This window comes from Duganella sp. Dugasp56 (genome assembly GCF_047304105.1).
In the GTDB taxonomy this organism is placed as follows: Bacteria; Pseudomonadota; Gammaproteobacteria; order Burkholderiales; family Burkholderiaceae_D; genus Rugamonas; species Rugamonas hordei.
The window spans coordinates 36,092-56,486 of record NZ_JBGLYQ010000020.1 but is presented as its reverse complement, the minus strand read 5'-3'; the positions used below and the strand labels follow the sequence as shown (position 1 = coordinate 56,486).

Here is a 20,395-nt window from a genome sequence, read left to right as displayed (position 1 = left end):
TGCTTGCCCAAATGCTAGCTCAATTGCCAGATTTAGTTCTGGCCAGACAAATCCTTGGGCGACACTTCCATCCATTCGCCCGGCATCAGCGGGTGCGTCGCCAGCGAGATGGCGCCGATGGCGCTGCGCACCAGCCGCAGCGTCGGCAGGCCGACGGCGGCCGTCATGCGCCGCACCTGGCGGTTCTTGCCTTCCTGTAGCGTGATCGCCAGCCAGCTGGTCGGCTGTCCGGCGCGCTGGCGGATCGGCGGGTTGCGCGGCCACAGCCATTCGGGCTCGGCGATGCGCACCGCCTTGCACGGCTTGGTGACGAAGTCGCCCAGGTCGATCGGCGCCTGCAGCTTCGCCAGGCTGGCCGCGTCCGGCACGCCGTCCACCTGCACCAAGTAGACCTTGGCTTCCTTGTGGTCGGGATGGGCGATGGCGTGCTGCAGCTTGCCGTCGTCGGTCAGCAGCATCAAGCCTTCGCTGTCGGCGTCCAGGCGGCCGGCGGGGTAGATGGCGGGAATCTTCAGGTAATCGGCCAGCGTGGCCTTGTCGTCCTGCGGGGAGAACTGGCACAGCACTTGAAAAGGTTTATTAAAGAGTATCAGGGACATGCTTCTATACTGGTGAAATTGGTGTAGGCTTACAAGCCCAATTCGTGCATAATGTGAAACGTCTGTCTTATGTCTTATAGAAGACTTAGAGTCCACTTCGGAGAACCACGATGTATCAACATATCAAAGTACCTGCCGACGGCCAGAAAATCACCGTCAACGCCGATTTTTCCCTGAATGTACCAGATAACCCCATCATTCCCTACATCGAGGGCGACGGTACCGGTATCGACATCACACCCGTGATGATCAAGGTGGTGGACGCCGCCGTGGCCAAATCGTATGGCGGCAAGCGCAAGATCAGCTGGATGGAAATCTACTCCGGCGAGAAATCGACCACCGTGTACGGCCCCGACGTGTGGCTGCCGGAAGAAACCCTGACCGTGCTGAAGGATTATGTGGTGTCGATCAAGGGCCCGCTGACGACGCCGGTCGGCGGCGGCATCCGCTCGCTGAACGTGGCGCTGCGCCAGCAGCTGGACCTGTACGTCTGCCTGCGTCCGGTGCGCTACTTCACCGGCGTGCCATCGCCGGTCAAGGAACCTGAAAAGACCGACATGGTGATCTTCCGCGAGAACTCGGAAGACATCTACGCCGGCATCGAATACCAGCAAGGCTCGGAAGGCGCGAAGAAGCTGATCGATTTCCTGGTCAAGGAAATGGGCGTCACCAAGATCCGCTTCCCGAATACGTCGGGACTGGGCATCAAGCCGGTGTCGATCGAAGGCACGCAGCGCCTGGTGCGCAAGGCGATCCAGTACGCGATCGACAACGACAAGCCGTCGGTGACCATAGTCCACAAGGGCAACATCATGAAGTACACCGAAGGCGGCTTCCGCGACTGGGCGTACGAACTGGCGCAGAAGGAATTCGGCGCGCAGCTGATCGACGGCGGTCCTTGGTGCAAGCTGAAGAATCCGAAGACCGGCCGCGACATCATCATCAAGGATTCGATCGCCGACGCCTTCCTGCAGCAGATCCTGCTGCGTCCGGCGGAATACAGCGTCATCGCCACCTTGAACCTGAACGGCGACTACATCTCCGACGCGCTGGCCGCGCAAGTGGGCGGCATCGGCATCGCGCCGGGCGCCAACATGTCGGACTCGGTGGCGATGTTCGAGGCAACCCACGGCACCGCGCCCAAGTACGCCGGCAAGGACTACGTGAACCCGGGTTCGCTGATCCTGTCCGCCGAGATGATGCTGCGCCACATGGGCTGGACTGAAGCGGCCGACCTGATCATCAAGGCCATGGAAAAAGCCATCGACTCGAAGAAGGTCACCTACGACTTCGCCCGCCTGATGGAAGGCGCGACCCAGGTGTCGTGCTCGGGCTTCGGCGACGTGATGATCGAGCAGATGTAATCGCGCTTGCGCAGACCAGGCCCCGCCCCAGCGATGGTGCGGGGTTTTTTTCATCGGAGAGACCATGCGTGACACCGCCGCCCCCGCCGCGCCGACCTTGTGGCAGGCCTTCCTGTTCTGGCTCAAGCTGGGCCTGATCAGCTTTGGCGGGCCGGCCGGGCAGATCGCCATCATGCACCAGGAGCTGGTCGAGCGGCGGCGCTGGATCTCCGAGCGCCGCTTCCTGCACGCGCTGAACTACTGCATGCTGCTGCCCGGGCCGGAGGCGCAGCAGCTGGCCACCTACATCGGCTGGCTGATGCACCGCACGCGCGGCGGCGTCATCGCCGGCGCGCTGTTCGTGCTGCCGTCGCTGCTGTTGCTGATCCTGTTGTCGTGGCTGTACATCGCCTACGGCCAGCAGCCGCTGGTGGCGGGGCTGTTCTACGGCATCAAGCCGGCGGTGACCGCCATCGTGCTGCAGGCCGCGCACCGCATCGGCTCGCGCGCGCTGCGCAACGGCTGGCTGTGGGCGATCGCCGGCGCCGCGTTTGTCGCCATCTTCGCGCTGCAGGCGCCGTTCCCGCTGATCGTCGCCGGCGCCGCGCTGGCCGGCTACCTGGGCGGCCGTTTCCGGCCGCAGCTGTTCGGCGCCGGCGGCGGCCATGGTAAGGCCGGAGCAGGCGCCGCGCAGCCATCGCATGGCGCCGCCGTCATCGACGACGACACGCCGCCGCCGCCGCACGCGCAATTCCGCTGGAGCCGGCTGGCGCTGGTGGCCGGCTGCGGCGCCATGCTGTGGCTGCTGCCGATGGGCGTGCTGATGCTGACCTCGGGCTGGCAGCACACGCTGACGCAGATGGGCTGGTTCTTCACCAAGGCCGCGCTGCTGACCTTTGGCGGCGCCTATGCGGTGCTGCCCTATGTCTACCAGGGCGCGGTGGGGCACTACGGCTGGCTTGGCGCAACGCAAATGATCGATGGCCTGGCGCTGGGCGAAACCACGCCCGGCCCGCTGATCATGGTGGTGGCCTTTGTCGGCTTCGTCGGCGGCTACACCGGACAGCTGTTCGGCCCGGACCAGCTGGCGCTGGCTGGCGCCGTCGCGGCCACGCTGGTCACCTGGTTCACCTTCCTGCCGTCGTTCGTCTTCATCCTGGCCGGCGGCCCGCTGGTGGAGGCCACCCGCGACGACCTGAGCTTCACCGCGCCGCTGACCGCCATCACGGCGGCCGTGGTCGGCGTCATCGTCAACCTGGCGCTGTTCTTCGCTTACCACGTGTTGTGGCCGGCCGGCTTCGGCGGGCGGTTCGACTGGGCGTCGGCGCTGATCGCGCTGGCGGCGGCGGTGGCGTTGATCCGTTACCAGCGCAAGGTGCCGCAGGTGATCGTCGTGTGCGCGGCGGTCGGTTTGATTTTGAAACAACTAGTGTAGGGAGCTTAAGTGGATTGGATAGTACGCCGGCAAGGACTACGTGAGCCCGGACTCGCTGATCTTGTCCGCAGAGATCACGTTGCGCCACATGGCTGACCGAAGCGGCCGACCTGATCATCAAGGCTATGGAAAAAGCCATCGACACGAAGAGGGGCGCCTATTACTTCGCTCGCCTGGTGGAAGGCGCGACACAAGTGTTGTGCTCGGGTTTTGGCAATGTAATGATCGGCCAGATGTAAGACTGTCCGGCCCCGTTCCCTCAAGGGAGCGGGGCCGGCGTGCATCCGGAGGATGGCACCAAAGCCTCTCCGGAGAAATAGACTTTATTTGCCGTCGTCGCAGAAAATATAATCGCAGCAGTGGCTCCTGCAATCTGCTTGTTCCGCCTGGCACTCCGCAGTGGAGCCGCCACCCCTGATACACGATTGATATTCCTGATTGCAATAGAAGGCGCAGCTTGCCCATGCCGGGGCCGAGACGGTACCGATGCCGATTGCAAACGCAAACAATCTCAGTTTCTTATTCATCCGTTACTCCATTGATATATTGACGAGCGTGGTGGCAACATCGAAATCGCGTCGCTCTATCCGCGACTTCCCGATGGAACTGTCTGCATCGCGGCAGCCTAGCGCTGCCTAGATGGGGTAGTTTGACTGGCGGCGTGGAGCTGGGCATTGGACAATGCCGCCTCGATCACAGGTTTGTCAAAGCCTATGATGCGACGGTTGCCGATCAAAATCAGCGGCACGCTGTGAACGTGGAAGCTGTCATAGTCGGCCATGCCCTTGCCGGGCTGGGTGATGTCGATGTCGGCAAAGGCTATGTGGTGATCTTTGAGATAGGCTCGTGTCTGCATGCAGAACGGACAGGTTTGCGTGCCATAGACAACGACTTTTGTTGTTGCATCAGGGAAGTAATTTGCGAAATTCCCTTCTACATACGCTGGCGTGAGCCACTTGGGGACCTGCATCGCGAGGCGGCCGACGCCGATACCGCAGGCGACGATAAGTACATACAGCAACGCTGACTTAATGTTCTTAATCAACACGATCTCCTGATGGGTAAGATAATCAATTCAGTATAGCTATTTAAAAAATTATAATTGTATCGAATTGTCATCACTGCGACGGAGGAACGGGCCTGCCGGGCCTGTGTAGGCTGTTGCATTGACTACGGCAGCGGAACGTCGGGCTTTTACAACACAGGCAGGGAGAGTGGCAACTGTCTGGACGAAAAAAAACCCCGCGTCGCGAGGTTTTTCACATCTGCAGCTTAAGAACTTAAGCGGATTGGATGTTGGAAGCTTGCTTGCCTTTAGGGCCTTGCGTGACTTCGAATTGAACTTTTTGACCTTCTTTGAGGGTCTTGAAACCGTTCATGTTGATTGCGGAGAAGTGAGCGAACAAATCTTCGCCGCCGTCATCTGGAGTGATGAAGCCAAAACCTTTGGAATCATTGAACCACTTAACTGTACCTGTTGCCATAAAAAGAACTTTCAAAATTAAAACGGATCACACGAGCCATAAAAGCAAGAAGCTTCTTGCCCCCTCCTCACGCCTCACTTCTTATCAACATGTACATTTCTGCACGAAGCCGATAACGCATTGTTAGCGGACCAATTTCTAAAGTCAAGCAGATTTGTATGCATTTTGCTACTTTCAATCTGATTGGCGGATATGCAACTCTTGATTTTAACGAATGGGTCGCCATCTGCGTCAAGTTCAGAAAACGCGTAAGATGGAAAACAATTAGATGTGCACAGTGAAATGCACATTGCATCAACCCCGAAAGCATTAGAATATAAGCGTATGGCAACCAAGCATGACACCGAAACCCTCTTGGAGCGGCAAGCCCTAAAGCCGCCACCGCTGTACCAGGTGGCGCTGCTCAATGATGACTACACCCCGATGGAGTTCGTGGTGGCCATCATTCAGGAGTATTTCAATAAAGACCGTGAAACGGCCACGCAGATAATGCTCAGTGTTCACCGCTATGGCAAAGGAGTGTGCGGCGTGTTCTCAAAAGATATAGCCTGTACTAAAGTGGAGTTCGTTTTAACGCATGCGCGCAAGGCGGGGCATCCCCTGCAGTGCGTGATGGAGGAAGTATGATTGCGCAGGAATTAGAAGTAAGTTTGCACATGGCGTTTGTCGAAGCTCGGCAGGCACGGCACGAATTCATCACGGTGGAGCACTTGCTGCTGGCCTTGCTTGACAATCCTTCGGCTGCCGAAGTGTTGCGCGCTTGCGCCGTCAACATTGAAGACCTGCGCAAAACCCTGACCAATTTTATCGGCGATAACACGCCGACCGTGCCAGGCACCGGCGAAGTCGACACCCAGCCTACGCTCGGTTTCCAGCGCGTGATCCAGCGCGCCATCATGCACGTGCAGTCCGCTTCCAACGGCAAGAAGGAAGTCACGGGCGCCAACGTGCTGGTGGCCATCTTCGGCGAGAAGGATTCGCACGCGGTCTACTACCTGCACCAGCAGGGCGTGACCCGCCTGGACGTGGTCAACTTCATTTCGCACGGCGTGCGCAAGGACCAGCAGACCGATGCCGCCAAGGCCTCGGAAGGCGTGGAGGAGGGCGCTCCGGGCGGCGAAGGCCAGACCAAGGAAAGCCCGCTGGACCAGTTCACGCAAAACCTGAACAAGTCCGCCGCCGAGGGCAAGATCGATCCGCTGATCGGCCGCGAGGACGAGGTGGACCGCGTGATCCAGATCCTGTGCCGCCGCCGCAAGAACAATCCGCTGCTGGTGGGCGAGGCAGGCGTGGGCAAGACCGCCATCGCCGAAGGCCTGGCCTACCGCATCACGCAGAGCGACGTGCCTGAAATCCTGCAGAATGCCGTCGTGTATTCGCTGGACATGGGCGCGCTGCTGGCCGGCACCAAGTACCGCGGCGATTTCGAGCAGCGCCTGAAGGCGGTGCTGAAGCAGCTGAAGGACAATCCGAACGGCATCCTGTTCATCGACGAGATCCACACCATCATCGGCGCCGGTTCGGCGTCGGGCGGCACCTTGGACGCGTCCAACCTGCTCAAGCCGGCCCTGGCGAACGGCCAGCTGAAGTGCATCGGCGCGACCACCTACACCGAGTTCCGCGGCGTGTTCGAGAAGGATCACGCGCTGAGCCGCCGCTTCCAGAAAGTGGACGTCAACGAGCCTACCGTCGAGCAGACCGTGCAGATCCTGCGCGGCCTGAAGTCGCGCTTCGAAGAGCACCACGGCGTCAAGTATTCGTCGTCGGCGCTGTCGACGGCGGCCGAACTGGCGGCCCGCTTCATCAACGACCGCCACCTGCCCGACAAGGCGATCGACGTCATCGACGAAGCCGGTGCGGCGCAACGCATCCTGCCGAAGTCCAAGCAGAAGAAAACCATCGGCAAGACCGAGATCGAGGACATCATCGCCAAGATCGCGCGTATTCCACCGCAGACCGTCAACCAGGATGACCGCAGCAAGCTGCAGACCATCGACCGCGACCTGCGCAACGTGGTGTTCGGCCAGGATCCGGCGATCGAAGCGCTGGCCTCGGCGATCAAGATGGCGCGCGCCGGCCTGGGCAAGACCGACAAGCCGATCGGCTCCTTCCTGTTCTCCGGTCCGACCGGCGTCGGCAAGACCGAGGTGGCCAAGCAGCTGGCCTTCATCCTGGGCATCGAGCTGATCCGCTTCGACATGTCCGAGTACATGGAGCGCCACGCCGTGTCGCGCCTGATCGGCGCGCCGCCGGGCTACGTTGGTTTCGACCAGGGCGGCCTGCTGACCGAAGCCATCACCAAGAAACCGCACGCGGTGCTGCTGCTGGACGAGATTGAAAAAGCCCATCCGGACATTTTCAACATCCTGCTGCAGGTGATGGACCATGGCACGCTGACCGACAACAACGGACGCAAGGCCGACTTCCGCAACGTGATCATCATCATGACCACCAACGCGGGCGCCGAGAGCTTGCAGAAGACCTCGATCGGCTTCACCAATTCCAAGCAGGCAGGCGACGAGATGGCCGACATCAAGCGCATGTTCACGCCGGAGTTCCGCAACCGTATCGATGCGACCATCAGCTTCCGCGCGCTGGACGAGGAAATCATCCTGCGCGTGGTCGACAAGTTCCTGATGCAGCTGGAAGAGCAGCTGCACGAGAAGAAAGTCGAATCCATCTTCAGCGAGAAACTGCGCAAGTTCCTGGCGAAGAAAGGTTTCGACCCGCTGATGGGCGCGCGTCCGATGGCGCGCTTGATCCAGGACATGATCCGCAAGGCGCTGGCCGACGAACTGCTGTTCGGCCGCCTGGTCACCGGCGGCAAGGTCACGGTCGACCTGGACGACAAGGACCAGGTCAAGCTGGAGTTCCCGGAACCGCCGGACGCCGCGCCGACGATCCCGCCGGAAACCGTCGAAGTCGAATAAACAGTACGTTTTCGCAAAAAGCCCGCCCACGAAAGTGTGGCGGGTTTTTTTACGTCCGTTTTTCCAACAAAGAAACTTAGCGTGACGGCTTGTAACTATCCACTGTGGTATGTATCCAAATGGTTACTTATGCAATGTTTACTTCGCAACTTGCCTATACGACTATGGATTACCGACCAACCCGCTAGAACGGGTGGCGATATAAAGGGCATTTTCTAACAGCGGCATTTAATCGGGAGTAAGCATGTTAAGAAAGACAGTATTGGCGCGCACCTTGTCGATGGCGTTCGCCACGATGGCGGTCAGCGCAGTGGTGGTACCGAGCGCGATGGCGCAGTCCAATGCATCGGGCAACATTTATGGCCGCGTGGAAGCGCCGGCCGGCACCTCCATCCTGATGACCAATACCGACACTGGTCTGAAACGCACGATCACGCCGAATGCCGACGGTACTTATACCGCCACCGCCATGCCGATTGGCCACTACAAGGTTGAGCTGCAGCGCTCCGGCGCCACTGTCAACATCACGGAGATCGACGTGCTGGTGGGCCGCGGCGTGGAAGCGTCCTTTGTCGCCCAGGTGGCGTCGGTACAGGTGACCGGCCGCCGCAATCGCATCGACGTCTCCAGTGCCAACAACGGCGCCACTTTCACCGCCAAGGAATTGGCTGCGCTGCCGATCGCGCAAAGCGTGGACGCCATCGTGCAGTTGGCGCCAAACACCACGCGGGCCGACCCGCGCTACGCGGCGGGCGCCAGCTTCGGCGGCGGCGGTGCATCGGAAAATGCTTACTACATCAACGGCTTCCCGGTCACCAATCCGCTGACGCAGCTGGGCGCGTCGGAACTGCCGTTCGGCGCGATCGCGCAGACGCAAGTGCTGACCGGCGGCTTCGGTGCAGAGTTCGGCCGCTCGGTCGGCGGCGTGGTCAACACCACCACCAAGTCCGGCACCAACACCTGGGAAGCGGGCGCGCAGTTCAGCATCGAGCCGAACTCGCTGCGCTCCAAGGCGAAGGACGTCTACTACGGCCATACCGGCGATCCGGCCAACGCCACCACCGACGGCACCATCTACGCGATCAACCGCTTCAACACCGACACCACCAAGAAATACGGCGCCTATGTCGGTGGTCCTATCATTCAGGACAAGCTGTTCATGTTCTTCGCCGCCGAGCAGACCAAGCAGGACACCGGCAGGGTCGCCCAAACGGTCGATTCCAGCTCGCTGGACCAGAACGGCTGGCAGCAGGACAAGAACAAGACCACCCGCTACGTGGGCAAGTTCGACTGGAACATCAGCGACAACCATCGTCTGGAATGGACCACCATCGGCGATAAACCTGAGACCGACCAGGAGCTGTCCGGCTTCGACTACACCACCGGCGCCCGCAACGGCATCGTCAGCGGTCGCGCCCACTACGAGAGCATCGCCAACATCACGCCGACCATCGGCGCACGCACCAACATCCTCAAGTACACCGGTAACTGGACCGACGACCTGACCGTCAGCGCGCTGTACGGCCGCAACCACACCAGCCACGTGTCGTCGCTGGCGGGCTACGATCCGACAATGCCGGAAATTATCGTCAGCTCGGTGGGCCACGCGCCCGGCATCAGCTATCCAAGCAACCAGCCTTACTCCGGCCGCATCTCCTCGGCATCGTCGTATGACGAAGTGACGTCGGCACGCCTGGACCTGGAATACAAACTGGGCAGCCATTTGATACGCGGCGGTTTCGACAACAACAAGCTGTCGTCGTTCGGCGCGGGCGAAATCCAGGCCGGCGGCAACAGCTGGAACTACGATCACACCGACAATCCGCTCGACCCTATCAAGCTCAATGGCTACAACACCACGGTGGCGTCGGGTGGTGGCCTGGGCGCCCAAGGTTATTACGTTAGCAAGCGCATCTTCAGCGACATCACGGCGGCCTTCTCCGACCAGTCGGCGCAATATCTGGAAGACCGCTGGCAGGTCAACAAGGATGTGCTGGTGACGCTCGGCCTGCGCGAAGAGCAGTACAAGAACAAGAATGGCTTGGGCCAATCCTTCCTCGAGGTGAACAACCAGCTGAACCCGCGCTTCAATGCCGTGTGGGACGCCAATGGCGACGCCTCGCTCAAGGTGTTCGGCAGCGCAGGCCGCTATTCGATCCAGATTCCGACCCACGTCGCCGTGCGCGGCGCCTCGGTGTCGACCTTGACCCGGCAGTACTTCACCTACACCGGCGTCGACCAGAATGGCGCGCCGACCGGCACCGTGGCGATCACCCCGGTCACGTCGTCCGACAACGAGTTCGGCCAGCCCAAGCTGTACCAGACCGTGGCGGCACAAAACCTGAAGCCTAGCTATCAGGACGAGGCGACCATCGGCTTCGAGAAGGCCTATTCGCCATCGCTCAACTTCGGCGTCAAGGGAACCTACCGCAAGCTGAAATCGACCATCGACGACTTCTGCGACCAGCGTCCATTCGACACCTGGGCTGCGGCGCACGGCGTCGACGAATCGAACTGGGGCGGCTTCATGTGCGCGTCGATCAATCCAGGCCGCAGCAACGACTTCCTGGTTGACTTCTCGGGCACCGGCACCAACCTGACCAAGGTCACGCTGACGGCTAAGGACATGGGCTTCGAGGAAGCCACCCGCACCTACGCGGCGCTGGACTTCTTCGCCGAGCACCCGATGCGCGACGGCTGGTATGGCCGCATCAACTACACACTGGCCCGCAGCAAGGGCAACACCGAGGGCCAGACCCTGTCCGCCGTGGCGCAGATGGACGTGGCCGCGACCGAGACCTGGGATCACCGCGAGATCATGGAGCACGCCAACGGTCTGCTGCCTAACGATCGCAAGCATCAGATCAAGGCCTTCGGCTTCTACCAGTTCAACGACGAATGGTCGGTGGGCGGCAATGCGCTGATCGCTTCGGGCCAGCCGATCACCTGCCTGGGCAACTACCCGGGTCCGCTGGCAGACAACGATCCAGGCTTCCCCGACTATGGTTCGGCCTACCACTACTGCAACAACAACAACACGTCGACCACGCCGTCGCCGCAGGGTTCGGCTGGCCGCTTGCCGTGGGATGTGCGCCTCGACATGGACATCGTCTACAAGCCCAAGCAGTTGGCTGGCCTGGCGTTCAAGATGGACGTGTTCAACGTGTTCAACAAGCAGACCGTGCAGCAGATCGACCAGCAGTACAACAACGCCGACTTCAGCGTTTCGCCGACGTATGGCACGCCGGGTCCTTTCGTTGGATACACCGCGCCGCGCAGCATGAAGTTCACGGTGGAGTACAACCACCGCTTCTAATATCCTGACGTAGTCTGTAACTTTTATTTCCCAGCCCGTAACGCGCAAGCGGTACGGGTTTTTTTCTTTGGGGCGATAATAGTGTTCGGAAGCGAACAGCGACAACGTTCGTTTGCGGACATCCGGTGTCGCGCTGGCGCTGATTCTCGTGCGTCCCGGCGCCTGCGACCTTGTGGCATGGATGTTGCAGTCACAGGGTATTCCCCCAACGGACAAGGCATACATGAAGCTTGGAGATTTTCGCATCGGCTGGCGCACGCTGGCCCAGGAACCGGCCTACACGCTGGCGGTGGTGTTCGGCCTGGGCGTCGGCTTGGCGGCGAGCCTGCTGCTGCTTGGGTTCGTGCGCTACTCGCTGTCGTACAACACCCACTTTACGGATGTCGACCGGCTCTACGTCGTCAAGCAGCATTTCAACGTCGATCCCGGTTCTCCGCTGCAGGAGGTGGCGCCGATGTTCCTGCGCGAGGCCGCGTTGAAAATACCGGGCGTCGCCGACGCCACCGTCTACATTCCCGCGCGCGAGGAGATCAAGCCGCTGACGGTGCGCATCGGCCGCGCCATGTCGACCGTGCGCGGCCTGACGGTGCTGCCGGGCTTCCCCGCGATGCTCGGCCTGCGCGCGGCGCAGGGCGACCTGGCGGCGGCGCTGGACCGTCCCGACCTGTTCGTGATTACCGAAGCGGGCGCGCTGCGCCTGTTCGGCACCCGCGATGCGCTGGGCCGTACCATGCAGGCCGAAGGCAAGACCGTGCAGGTGGGCGCCATCGTGCCCACGCCGCCGGGGAATACGACGATACCGTTCGAAATGCTATTCGGCGTCAACTCGGTCACGCAGGATCCCGCGATCAAGCACGAGATGCTGACCGGCGAGCATGGCTGGATGTCCAAGATGCTGGTGCGGCTGCGGCCGGGCGCCGATGTTCCCGCCATCGTCGAGCGCCTGCAGCAGGTGGTGGACAATGCGCCGAGCATGAACCAGTTCCCGCCGGAGGTGCGCGAGCGGCTGGGCAAGCGCAAGGCGGTGGAACTGGCCATGTCGCCGCTGCGCGACGCCTATTTCGACTATCGGATGCAGAGCAGCTTTGTCTCGCTGCCGGGCGATCGCGCCAATCCCGTCGTCATCGCCGGCGTGGCGGCGATGGCGGTGTTGATCCTTATGCTGGCCGCGATCAACTACGTCAACCTGAGCACGGTGCGCGTGCTGCGGCGCCAGCGCGAAGTGGCGATGCGCAAGGTGCTGGGCGCCGGCGTGCCGCAGATCATGCTGCAATTCCTGCTCGAATCGCTGCTGGTGGCGATGGCTGCTACCGTGCTTGGCTTGCTGCTGGCGTGGCTGGCGCTGCCGGTCTTTTCACAACTGGTCGACCGCCGGCTCGACAACCTGTTCTCGGCGCAGAACATCGCGGCCGCGCTCGGCATCGGCGCGTTGCTGGGCTGCGCAACGGCGGTCTATCCCGCCTGGATCGCGATGCGGGTGCATCCGGTCCAGGTGCTGGCCGGGCGGCCGGATACCGAGTCCCGTGGCAGCATGCAATGGCGCCGGGCACTGACGGTGCTGCAGGTGGCCGCGGCGATGGGCTTTGCCAGCGTCACCGTCGCCGTCGCGTGGCAGACCGATTATGCGATGCACGCCTCGCCCGGCTTCGATCCGTCGGCGATGGTGATCGTCGACCTGCCAGAGCATGTGCGGGACAGCGCGCAGGCACGGCGCTTTTATTCCGCGCTGAAGGCACAGCCCGGCGTGGCGGGCGTGGCGATCTCGGAGGATCCGGTCGGCCGGCTCGACTGGTCCTGGACGCGCGCGTTGAAGCGCCCCGGCGGCCCGGCGGCGGAAATGGAGATGAAATCGGTCAGCGCTAACTTCTTCGAACTGTACGGCATCGCGCCGCTGGCGGGGCGCTTGTTCCAGTCCGGCGTGGACCAGGACGACGACAAGGTGCCTGTGGTGTTGAACGCCGTCGCCATGCGTCAGCTGGGTTACGCCAATGCCGAGGAAGCGATAGGCCAGACCGTGCTGTTCACCGGCTTCGACAACAAGGAGATCGCCAAGCGCGTCGTCGGCATCGCGCCGGAGCTGCGCTTCCATACGCTGCGCGACCCGCCGCGCGCGACCGCCTATGAGCTCTGGACAGCGGGGACGGTGTTGAACGTGCGCGCATCCGGCGCGCCGGCCGACGTCGAGCGTGCGGCGCAGTCGCTGTGGCCAGCCTATTTCCCGGATGCGATACCGAAGATTTTCCGCGCCGCCGATCCGCTGGCCGTCCACTACGCGGAGGATGCGCGCATGGCCAAGCTGCTGGCGGTGGCCACCGGCATCGCGCTGGCGATCGCCGCTTTCGGTACCTATGTATTGGCGGCCAATACCGTGCAGCGGCGCGCCAAGGAGATCGTGCTGCGCAAGCTGCACGGCGCCGGCCGCGCCGACATTGGCCTGCTGGTGGTGCGGGAGATCGGCGCGCTGACCCTGGCCGCCGCCGTCATCGGCCTGCCGCCGGCGGCGATCGCGATCAACCGCTATCTGGCCGGCTACGTCGAGCGTGCGCCGATAGGCTATTGGACGCTGCTGTTCGCGCTGTCGCTGACCTTGATGGTGGCCCTGGCCGCCATCACGCGTCACACCCGGATCGCCATGCGGATGGTGCCAGCAGACGCATTGCGCGCCTAGGCATGGCCGCAGACCGCCGACCCAGCCCCAGCCAGCCTGCCGCGCCAATCAGCAGCAGCATCAACGGCGACGGCTCCGGAACGAAGCGGCATGCGTCGCTGCAGTCGCTGGTGACGTCGTAGATGTAGCGCGGACCAGGGCCGCCGGCGGGATCGGGTTCCCAGCCGGGCAGGCCCGCCGTCGGCCTCCAGACGGCATGTTCGTTGAGCAAACCGCGTCCGAAGATGACGATGGTTCCTGGCGGCGACGGCAGCAGCCCCAGCGCGTCGGCCGGATTTTCCGTTGCCGGATCGGAGTCCGATCGGAGCCGCACCGTCATGACGCCGGCCAGGACGACAAATTCCAGCTGGTCGCTTACCGCTTCGCAGCTGAACAGGCCGCAAGTTCCGGCGATGTCGATCAGGCCGGGAACGACGGCGGGCGTCAGCGCCGCAGTGTTGGCGGTTTCTGTCAAGGTGATGACGATGGGGACGGCGGTGGCGGCGGTGGACAAACTGATTAGTCCGGCCAGTAAAATCGAACGTAACGTATTCATTTTCGTTTCCTTGTCCAGGTTGAATGACAAGGAAGCGACATGCATAGATCGCGCCAAAAAAAATAGCCGTGCATGATCAAACACTTAGCCGCCTGGCCGGCGCCCAGTGTCAAGTATCTCGACAGTGGACTGCCTACAGGCTGGCCAGGCTCTTGAACTGGGCGGCGCGGCGGCGGGAGACTTCGACTTCGAGGTGGTCGCGTACCAGCAGGTCGAGGCCGCCGGCGTCGTTCGGCGTGACCTGGTCGATGTAGTCCAGGTTGACGATATGGCGGCGGCTGGCGCGGAAGAAGCGCTGCGGATCGAGCCGCTCTTCCAGCTGGTTCAGCGACCGCAGCATCAGCGGCTTGTGCTGGTCGAAATACACGCGCGTGTAGTTGCCGTCCGATTCGAACAGGCGCACGTCCTGCAGGCCGACGAACCAGCAACGCTCCCCGTCCTTGATGAACAGTTTTTTTGCCGCCGTCGGCGCCACGGCGGCCACTCCGGCTTCCGCGTAGGCCAGCGCGCGCTGGTGGCGCATTGCGCAGCGCGCCAAGGCGGCGGCCATGCGCGCGGCCTGGATCGGCTTTTGCAGATAGTCCAGCGCGTTGACTTCGAACGCCTGCAACGCGTACTGGTCGAAGGCGGTGGTGAAGATCACTTCCGGCGCATCCTCCAGCGCCGCCAGCATGTCGAAGCCGCTGCCGCCGGGCATCTGCACGTCGAGGAAAATCAGGTCGGGCTTGAGGGCGGCGATCTGCTGCACGCCGTCGGCCGCGTTGACGGCCTCGCCGACGATTTCCACTTCGGGATGTGCCGCCAGCAGGCGTCGCAGTTCAGCGCGTGCCAGGCGCTCGTCGTCGATCAGTAAAGCGCGCATCAGGCGGCCTCCGGTAAAGTCAGCGTGGCGCGTACCCAGCCACTGTTTTCTGTCAGGTCCAGGTTGGCGCTGGAGCCCAGCGCCAGCGCCAGCCGCTTGCGTGTGTTGACCAGGCCTACCTTGGTCGAATTGGCGAACGGCAGGATCGCGCCGAGGTTGGCGATTTCGATGTGGATCATGCCGTCGTCCATGCGCTGCGCGCGGATGCGGATCTCGCTGCCGGTCGGGCTGGTCTCGACGCCGTACTTGACGGCGTTTTCCACCAGCGTCTGCAAGGCCATCGGCGGGATGCGCACGTGCTCCAGCCCCATGCCGATTTCCACGCTGACCCGCATGCGTTCCTCGAAGCGGATTTTTTCAATCGCCAGGTAGGCCTGCACGGCTTCGATTTCGGCGGCCAGCGGCACGGTATCGTTCTGGCCGGACTGCAGCGCGTAGCGCATCACGCTGGCCAGCTGGTCGATCATTTGCGCGGCGGCGTTCTGGTCTTCATAAATCAGCGCGCGCACGCTGTTCATGCTGTTGAAAAAAAAATGCGGATTGACCTGCGCCTGCAGGGCGCGCAGCTCGGCGTCCTTGGCGGCGATTTCCAGCCGCAACGCCTCCTGCTCGAAACGGTTGGCGCGGCGCAGCGACAGCACGGCCATGTAGAAGATATTCCACACCAGATAAACTCCCCACCAGAACATCAACGCGCCCGGCAGCCAGGCCACGCCGTGTACTTCGCCGAACGGCTTGATCACCAGGTAGCCGACCGTCTGCACGCCGGTGTGGATGGTGCCGAGCACCAGGATCGCCACCAGCATCACCTTCCAGTTGATGCGGATGCCGTTGCGGACCTGGGCCTTGAGCAGGCGGTGCCACAGGTCCGAGATGACCAGCCCCGCCGCCACGCCCCAGAAGGAGATGGCCACCATGCGGCCGGTGTGACTGTCGCCGGGCGTCATGGTCATCAACAGCAGGGGCAGGAAGTTCCAGCCTGCCAGCTGGAACACCCAGTACCAGTTCAGGCGGGCGAGCCAAGGGCGGTCGTTGGTCATGATGGGCTTATTTCAAAAAGTTATCGATACGATCATACATCCAAGTTGGATCGTCGTACATGATGAAGTGACGGGCGTTGTCCGCCAGCTCCACCTTGACGCCGGCCAGCTGCTGGTACTGCGCCTTGTACATCTGCTCGAACATCGGCTTGGTGCCGTAGTCCTTATAGGCGATCCAGCTGCCCAGCACCAGCGTCGGCGCCTTGATGCGGCTGATGTCCTGGCGCATATCGTCGCTCATCATCTCGGTCATGGCGTTGATGACGGTAGGGCGGTCGGACAGTTTGCCCCAGCCCAGCGCGCGGTCGATGTCTTCCTGCTTGCTGATCATGCTGGCCAGCGTTTTCTGCTGGCCGGCGCGGTAGGCTTCGACGTCCTGCGCTTCCATGCGGGCACGCATGCCGGCGGCCATTTCCTTCATCTGCGCAGCGGTGATGCTGGGCATCTGGACGGCGGCCAGCGCCGGCAAGGTGTCGACGATGACCAGGCGGCCGACCTGGTCGGGATGGTCCGCCGCCAGCTTCATGCCGATGAAGCCGCCGAGGCTGTGGCCGATGACGACGGGATGATCCAGCTTGTTGGCGGCGATGTAGTCGCTGATCTGCTGCTCAACGGCCGGCAGCAGCGGGCCTGCGACGGCGGGTACGCCGGCAAAGCCCGCGACCGTCAGTACGTGGCACTGGTTCTTGGCGCCGCAGTAGTGCGCGACCGTGCCATTCCACACTTCGCCGGCGGAGGCCAGGCCGGGAATCAGGATGATGGGCGCGCCCTTGCCGCTGACGTCGACTTTGAAGGCGGGATGGGCCGTGGTGGCGGCCGCAGCCGGCGCGGCGGCATAGGCCAGCGTCAGGCTGGCGGCGATGGTGGCGATGCTTTTGATGAGCGTGCGTGGCATGGTGATCTCCGTTAGCGTGGGTAAGTGAAGCCATGCTAACGGTCGGCCGGCGCGCCGGCGACGGCTACTTGATGAGCGGTTTTTTTACCGTGATGAGCGGCAGGGCGAACCACAGCGTCAGCAGCAGGGCCAGCGCCAGCACGCAGGCGGCGGCGCTGATCGCCACCGAGGTGCTGACCAGGTAGACCACGACGAACATGTCGAGCGCCAGCCCGAACGCCAGCGGGACGAGCGCGGCGCTGATCATGCGGGACGAGAGTTTGACGATGGCTTCCGACACGCGGTGCGGCGCGACGATGCGGTGCCATGCGGCGGGTGACATGATCAGTGCGATAGAGATCACCACCATGGCCAGTGCGAACAGGTGCGTGGCCTGCACGGCGGCGGGCAGTTCGTCGAAGCGCTGGTTGAACACGGCGATGGTCTGGAAGCCGAACAGCGCCTGTATGCCGGGCAGCACCATGCGCGCTTCCTCGATGATGTTGCGCAGTTGTTCTTTCAGCGAGTTGGGTTCGGGTGGCGGCATGGGCCGATTCTAGCGCCGGCCGCCGGTCGCCGGCGCACGCTTATTTTCCAGCCTCGGCGCGCAGCTTGCGCCACAGCGTGGTGCGGCTGATGCCGAGGTAGTCCGCCGCCGCGTCGCGCCGGCCGCCGAAGCGGGCCAGCACGTCGGTGACGCTGGCGGCGCCTGCGCGCCCGGCCGTCGCCACCGATCCGGCGGGGATGGGGGGCGAGGAAGACATGGCAGCCTGTGCGGCGCCCTGGCCGGCCAGTTCCGGCGCCACGCCGAGTACGAAGGCCGGGGTCAGCGCCTGCAGCGGCTCGGCGGCCAGGAACAGCGCCAGGCGCTCGGTCAGGTTGCGCAGTTCGCGCACGTTGCCGGGCCAATCGTAGCGCTGCAGCAGCGGGGCGCAGGCCATCGTCTCCGCGTGCAGGTTGGGATGCGGCCGCGCGCCCAGCGAGGCCAGCGCGTTCTTCAGCGACCACTCGGCCAGCGTCATCACATCTTCCGGCCGCGCGCGCAGCGGCGGCAGCGACAGCCGCAGCACGGCCAGCCGGTAGAACAGGTCGGCGCGGAAGCGGCCCTCGCGCACGCGCTGCTCCAGGTCGCAGTGGGTGGCGCTGATGATGCGCACGTTGACGGCGATAGGCCGCGTGCCGCCGACGCGCACCACCTCGCGCTCTTCCAGCACGCGCAGCAGGCGCGTTTGCAGCGTCAGCGGCATCTCGCCTATCTCGTCGAGGAACAGGGTGCCGCGGTTGGCCGCTTCAAACAGTCCCGCGTGGCCGCCGCGGCGCGCGCCGGTGAACGCGCCTTCCTCGTGTCCGAACAGCTCCGATTCCAGCAGCGATTCCGCGATCGCGCCGCAATTGACGGCCACGAACGGCCGGTTCTGTCCCAGCGTGCGCGGGCTTTCGCGATGGATGGCTTGCGCCACCAGTTCCTTGCCGCTGCCGGTTTCGCCTTGTATCAGCACGGTCGCCGGCGATTTCGCATACAGCACCACGGCCTGCCGCAGCGTTTCCATCGCATCGGAATCGCCGCGCAGGTCGTTGAGGCCGTGCTTGGCGCGCAGCGTGTCCGCCACCACGGCGCCGCGCGCGCGGCTGCGGTTCGACTCCAGCTGCGTCAGGCGCGCCATTTCCAGCGCATCGTCGAAGGCGTGGCGGATCGAGGCGGCGGAGTAGACGAACACGCCGGTCAGTCCCGCTTCCTCGGCCAGGTCGGTAATCAGGCCGGCGCCGACGATGGCCTTGATGCCGGCGGCCTTCAGGTCGTGGATCTGCGCGCGCGCATCCTCTTCGGTGGCGTAGGTGCGCTGCGCCACGTCGAAACCGAAGGTACCGGAAAACTCGGCCAGCTCCGGCAGCTTTTCCTGATAGGTGACGATGCCGATGCGGTCCGACACGCGCCGCGCCCGCGCCAGCGCCTGCATCACGTCGAAGCCGCTGAACTTGGCGATCACCACCGGCACCGACAACCGGCCCTTCAGGTAGGCGGCGTTGGAGCCGGCGGCGATGACCGCGTCGCAGCGCTCGGTGGCCATGCGTTCGCGGATATGGCGCGCCGCTTCGTCGAAGCCGAGATTGATCGGTTCGATGGTCGCCAGGTCGTCGTATTCCAGCGTGATGTCGCGGAACAGGTCGTACAGGCGCGAGACGGAAACCGTCCAGATCACCGGTTTGTCGTTGGCGTCGAAGGGCAGGGGTGTGGAATGGCGCATGTTTCAATTGTAACGCATTCGTTTCGATGTTTCATATTGAAACGCAGCTGAAACGTCGATTTGACGTAAGTGTTTGATTTATAAGGACTGACGCTCTGGCACGCCCTTTGCACTAGTAAGCACAACTTCACCGCAACATTGAAAGGTCACAACATGAGTTCATACTCCGCAGGCGCCGCGTTCCGCAAAGCCGTTCAAGAGGAATCCCCGTTGCAGGTGGTCGGCGCGATCAACGCCAACCATGCCCTGCTGGCCAAGCGCGCCGGCTTCAAGGCCATCTACCTGTCGGGCGGCGGCGTCGCGGCCGGCTCGCTGGGCCTGCCGGACCTGGGCATCTCCAACCTGGACGACGTGCTGACCGACGTGCGCCGCATCACCGACGTGTGCGACCTGCCGCTGCTGGTCGATGTCGATACCGGTTTCGGCGCCTCCGCCTTCAACGTGGCGCGCACCGTCAAGTCGATGATCAAGTTCGGCGCCGCCGCCATGCACATCGAAGACCAGGTCGGCGCCAAGCGCTGCGGCCACCGTCCGGGCAAGGAGATCGTCACCAAGCAGGAGATGGTCGACCGCATCAGCGCCGCCGTCGATGCGCGCACCGACGACCAGTTCGTCATCATGGCCCGCACCGACGCGCTGGCCGTCGAAGGCCTGGACGCCGCGATCGAACGCGCCGTCGCCTGCGTTGAAGCGGGCGCCGACATGATCTTCCCGGAGGCGATGATCAGCCTGGATATGTACAAGAAATTCGCCGCCGCCGTCAAGGTGCCGGTGCTGGCCAACATCACCGAATTCGGCTCGACGCCGCTGTTCACCGTGGACGAGTTGCGCAGCGCCGATGTCGGCCTGGTGCTGTATCCGCTGTCGGCCTTCCGCGCGATGAACAAGGCTGCGGAAAACGTCTACGGCGCGATCCGCCGCGACGGCACGCAGCAGAACGTCGTCGACACCATGCAGACCCGTGCCGAACTGTATGAACGCATCAACTACCACAGCTTCGAGCAGAAGCTGGATGCCCTGTTCGCTGCACAGAAAAAATAATTGAAATCGAGGAGACCCTGAA

The 20,395-nt window shown here is 63.0% G+C and carries 16 protein-coding genes and 1 pseudogene; 8 read left to right on the top strand and 9 right to left on the bottom strand.

Annotated features, from left to right (window positions below):
- Nucleotides 1–32: 32 nt before the first annotated feature.
- Nucleotides 33–599 carry a pseudouridine synthase gene (locus ACCD07_RS15620; protein ID WP_413447870.1) on the bottom strand — a complete coding sequence of 189 codons (567 nt, stop codon included), beginning with the start codon at nt 597–599 and terminating at the stop codon, nt 33–35.
- A 110-nt stretch (nt 600–709) separates the two neighbouring features.
- Here ACCD07_RS15620 and icd point away from each other — a divergent pair, with 110 nt between their 5' ends.
- From icd to ACCD07_RS15605, 3 genes and pseudogenes are all read left to right on the top strand, one after another.
- A complete protein-coding gene (gene icd, locus ACCD07_RS15615; protein ID WP_176655177.1) occupies nt 710–1,963 on the top strand; it encodes an NADP-dependent isocitrate dehydrogenase in 1,254 nt (417 codons plus the stop codon).
- A gap of 64 nt (nt 1,964–2,027) precedes the next feature.
- On the top strand, nt 2,028–3,377 hold the full coding sequence (gene chrA, locus ACCD07_RS15610) for a chromate efflux transporter (protein ID WP_413447869.1): 1,350 nt from the start codon (nt 2,028–2,030) through the stop codon (nt 3,375–3,377).
- 22 nt (nt 3,378–3,399) lie between these two features.
- Nucleotides 3,400–3,616, top strand: a pseudogene (locus tag ACCD07_RS15605) (isocitrate/isopropylmalate family dehydrogenase); the annotation flags it as partial.
- Nucleotides 3,617–4,002: 386 nt separating this feature from the next.
- On the opposite strand, the gene ACCD07_RS15600 reads toward ACCD07_RS15605, so the two are convergent.
- Nucleotides 4,003–4,422, bottom strand: a complete 420-nt coding sequence (locus ACCD07_RS15600) for a glutaredoxin family protein (RefSeq protein WP_413447868.1) — start codon at nt 4,420–4,422, stop codon at nt 4,003–4,005.
- Nucleotides 4,423–4,657: 235 nt separating this feature from the next.
- Nucleotides 4,658–4,861 carry a cold-shock protein gene (locus ACCD07_RS15595; RefSeq protein ID WP_008446468.1) on the bottom strand — a complete coding sequence of 68 codons (204 nt, stop codon included), beginning with the start codon at nt 4,859–4,861 and terminating at the stop codon, nt 4,658–4,660.
- Between the two features lie 324 nt (nt 4,862–5,185).
- On the opposite strand from ACCD07_RS15595, the gene clpS reads away from it, so the two are divergent.
- The 4 genes from clpS (at nt 5,186) to ACCD07_RS15575 (ending at nt 13,775) form a co-directional block, all read left to right on the top strand.
- Nucleotides 5,186–5,488 (top strand): ATP-dependent Clp protease adapter ClpS, encoded by a 303-nt coding sequence (gene clpS, locus ACCD07_RS15590; RefSeq protein ID WP_090315375.1) that lies wholly within the window; start codon nt 5,186–5,188, stop codon nt 5,486–5,488.
- The gene (gene clpA / locus ACCD07_RS15585) at nt 5,485–7,791 is read left to right on the top strand and encodes an ATP-dependent Clp protease ATP-binding subunit ClpA (protein WP_176655179.1); all 2,307 of its coding nucleotides are present in this window, start codon (nt 5,485–5,487) and stop codon (nt 7,789–7,791) included. The genes clpS and clpA overlap by 4 nt, the downstream gene beginning before the upstream one ends.
- A 244-nt stretch (nt 7,792–8,035) precedes the next feature.
- Nucleotides 8,036–11,107: a TonB-dependent receptor plug domain-containing protein gene (locus tag ACCD07_RS15580; RefSeq protein WP_413447867.1), complete on the top strand. Its 3,072-nt coding sequence runs from the start codon at nt 8,036–8,038 to the stop codon at nt 11,105–11,107.
- 223 nt (nt 11,108–11,330) lie between these two features.
- Nucleotides 11,331–13,775 carry an FtsX-like permease family protein gene (locus ACCD07_RS15575; protein ID WP_413447866.1) on the top strand — a complete coding sequence of 815 codons (2,445 nt, stop codon included), beginning with the start codon at nt 11,331–11,333 and terminating at the stop codon, nt 13,773–13,775.
- On the opposite strand, the gene ACCD07_RS15570 is transcribed toward ACCD07_RS15575, so the two are convergent.
- From ACCD07_RS15570 to prpR, 6 genes are all read right to left on the bottom strand, one after another.
- Nucleotides 13,717–14,310 carry a PEP-CTERM sorting domain-containing protein gene (locus tag ACCD07_RS15570; protein WP_176655182.1) on the bottom strand — a complete coding sequence of 198 codons (594 nt, stop codon included), beginning with the start codon at nt 14,308–14,310 and terminating at the stop codon, nt 13,717–13,719. The two genes, ACCD07_RS15575 and ACCD07_RS15570, sit on opposite strands and share 59 nt — an antisense overlap.
- A gap of 133 nt (nt 14,311–14,443) precedes the next feature.
- Nucleotides 14,444–15,172 carry a LytR/AlgR family response regulator transcription factor gene (locus ACCD07_RS15565; RefSeq protein ID WP_176655183.1) on the bottom strand — a complete coding sequence of 243 codons (729 nt, stop codon included), beginning with the start codon at nt 15,170–15,172 and terminating at the stop codon, nt 14,444–14,446.
- Nucleotides 15,172–16,212, bottom strand: coding sequence for a sensor histidine kinase (locus ACCD07_RS15560; protein WP_353404285.1), 1,041 nt, complete (start codon nt 16,210–16,212; stop codon nt 15,172–15,174). The genes ACCD07_RS15565 and ACCD07_RS15560 overlap by 1 nt, the downstream gene beginning before the upstream one ends.
- Nucleotides 16,213–16,219: 7 nt before the next feature.
- The gene (locus ACCD07_RS15555) at nt 16,220–17,107 is read right to left on the bottom strand and encodes an alpha/beta fold hydrolase (RefSeq protein WP_353404286.1); all 888 of its coding nucleotides are present in this window, start codon (nt 17,105–17,107) and stop codon (nt 16,220–16,222) included.
- A gap of 64 nt (nt 17,108–17,171) precedes the next feature.
- Nucleotides 17,172–17,633, bottom strand: coding sequence for a DUF6328 family protein (locus ACCD07_RS15550; protein WP_353404287.1), 462 nt, complete (start codon nt 17,631–17,633; stop codon nt 17,172–17,174).
- Nucleotides 17,634–17,673: 40 nt separating this feature from the next.
- Nucleotides 17,674–19,332 (bottom strand): propionate catabolism operon regulatory protein PrpR, encoded by a 1,659-nt coding sequence (gene prpR / locus ACCD07_RS15545; RefSeq protein WP_413447865.1) that lies wholly within the window; start codon nt 19,330–19,332, stop codon nt 17,674–17,676.
- Between the two features lie 153 nt (nt 19,333–19,485).
- On the opposite strand from prpR, the gene prpB reads away from it, so the two are divergent.
- The gene (prpB, locus tag ACCD07_RS15540; RefSeq protein WP_353404289.1) at nt 19,486–20,373 is read left to right on the top strand and encodes a methylisocitrate lyase; all 888 of its coding nucleotides are present in this window, start codon (nt 19,486–19,488) and stop codon (nt 20,371–20,373) included.
- Nucleotides 20,374–20,395 lie beyond the last annotated feature (22 nt).

What these genes read in the sequence shown, in the direction of transcription:
- ACCD07_RS15620 (WP_413447870.1), bottom strand. Translation starts at nt 599, where the DNA reads ATGTCCCTGATACTCTTTAATAAACCTTTTCAAGTGCTGTGCCAGTTC.
- icd (WP_176655177.1), top strand. Translation starts at nt 710, where the DNA reads ATGTATCAACATATCAAAGTACCTGCCGACGGCCAGAAAATCACCGTC.
- chrA (WP_413447869.1), top strand. Translation starts at nt 2,028, where the DNA reads ATGCGTGACACCGCCGCCCCCGCCGCGCCGACCTTGTGGCAGGCCTTC.
- ACCD07_RS15595 (WP_008446468.1), bottom strand. Translation starts at nt 4,861, where the DNA reads ATGGCAACAGGTACAGTTAAGTGGTTCAATGATTCCAAAGGTTTTGGC.
- clpS (WP_090315375.1), top strand. Translation starts at nt 5,186, where the DNA reads ATGGCAACCAAGCATGACACCGAAACCCTCTTGGAGCGGCAAGCCCTA.
- clpA (WP_176655179.1), top strand. Translation starts at nt 5,485, where the DNA reads ATGATTGCGCAGGAATTAGAAGTAAGTTTGCACATGGCGTTTGTCGAA.
- ACCD07_RS15580 (WP_413447867.1), top strand. Translation starts at nt 8,036, where the DNA reads ATGTTAAGAAAGACAGTATTGGCGCGCACCTTGTCGATGGCGTTCGCC.
- ACCD07_RS15575 (WP_413447866.1), top strand. Translation starts at nt 11,331, where the DNA reads ATGAAGCTTGGAGATTTTCGCATCGGCTGGCGCACGCTGGCCCAGGAA.
- ACCD07_RS15570 (WP_176655182.1), bottom strand. Translation starts at nt 14,310, where the DNA reads ATGAATACGTTACGTTCGATTTTACTGGCCGGACTAATCAGTTTGTCC.
- ACCD07_RS15565 (WP_176655183.1), bottom strand. Translation starts at nt 15,172, where the DNA reads ATGCGCGCTTTACTGATCGACGACGAGCGCCTGGCACGCGCTGAACTG.
- ACCD07_RS15560 (WP_353404285.1), bottom strand. Translation starts at nt 16,212, where the DNA reads ATGACCAACGACCGCCCTTGGCTCGCCCGCCTGAACTGGTACTGGGTG.
- ACCD07_RS15555 (WP_353404286.1), bottom strand. Translation starts at nt 17,107, where the DNA reads ATGCCACGCACGCTCATCAAAAGCATCGCCACCATCGCCGCCAGCCTG.
- ACCD07_RS15550 (WP_353404287.1), bottom strand. Translation starts at nt 17,633, where the DNA reads ATGCCGCCACCCGAACCCAACTCGCTGAAAGAACAACTGCGCAACATC.
- prpR (WP_413447865.1), bottom strand. Translation starts at nt 19,332, where the DNA reads ATGCGCCATTCCACACCCCTGCCCTTCGACGCCAACGACAAACCGGTG.
- prpB (WP_353404289.1), top strand. Translation starts at nt 19,486, where the DNA reads ATGAGTTCATACTCCGCAGGCGCCGCGTTCCGCAAAGCCGTTCAAGAG.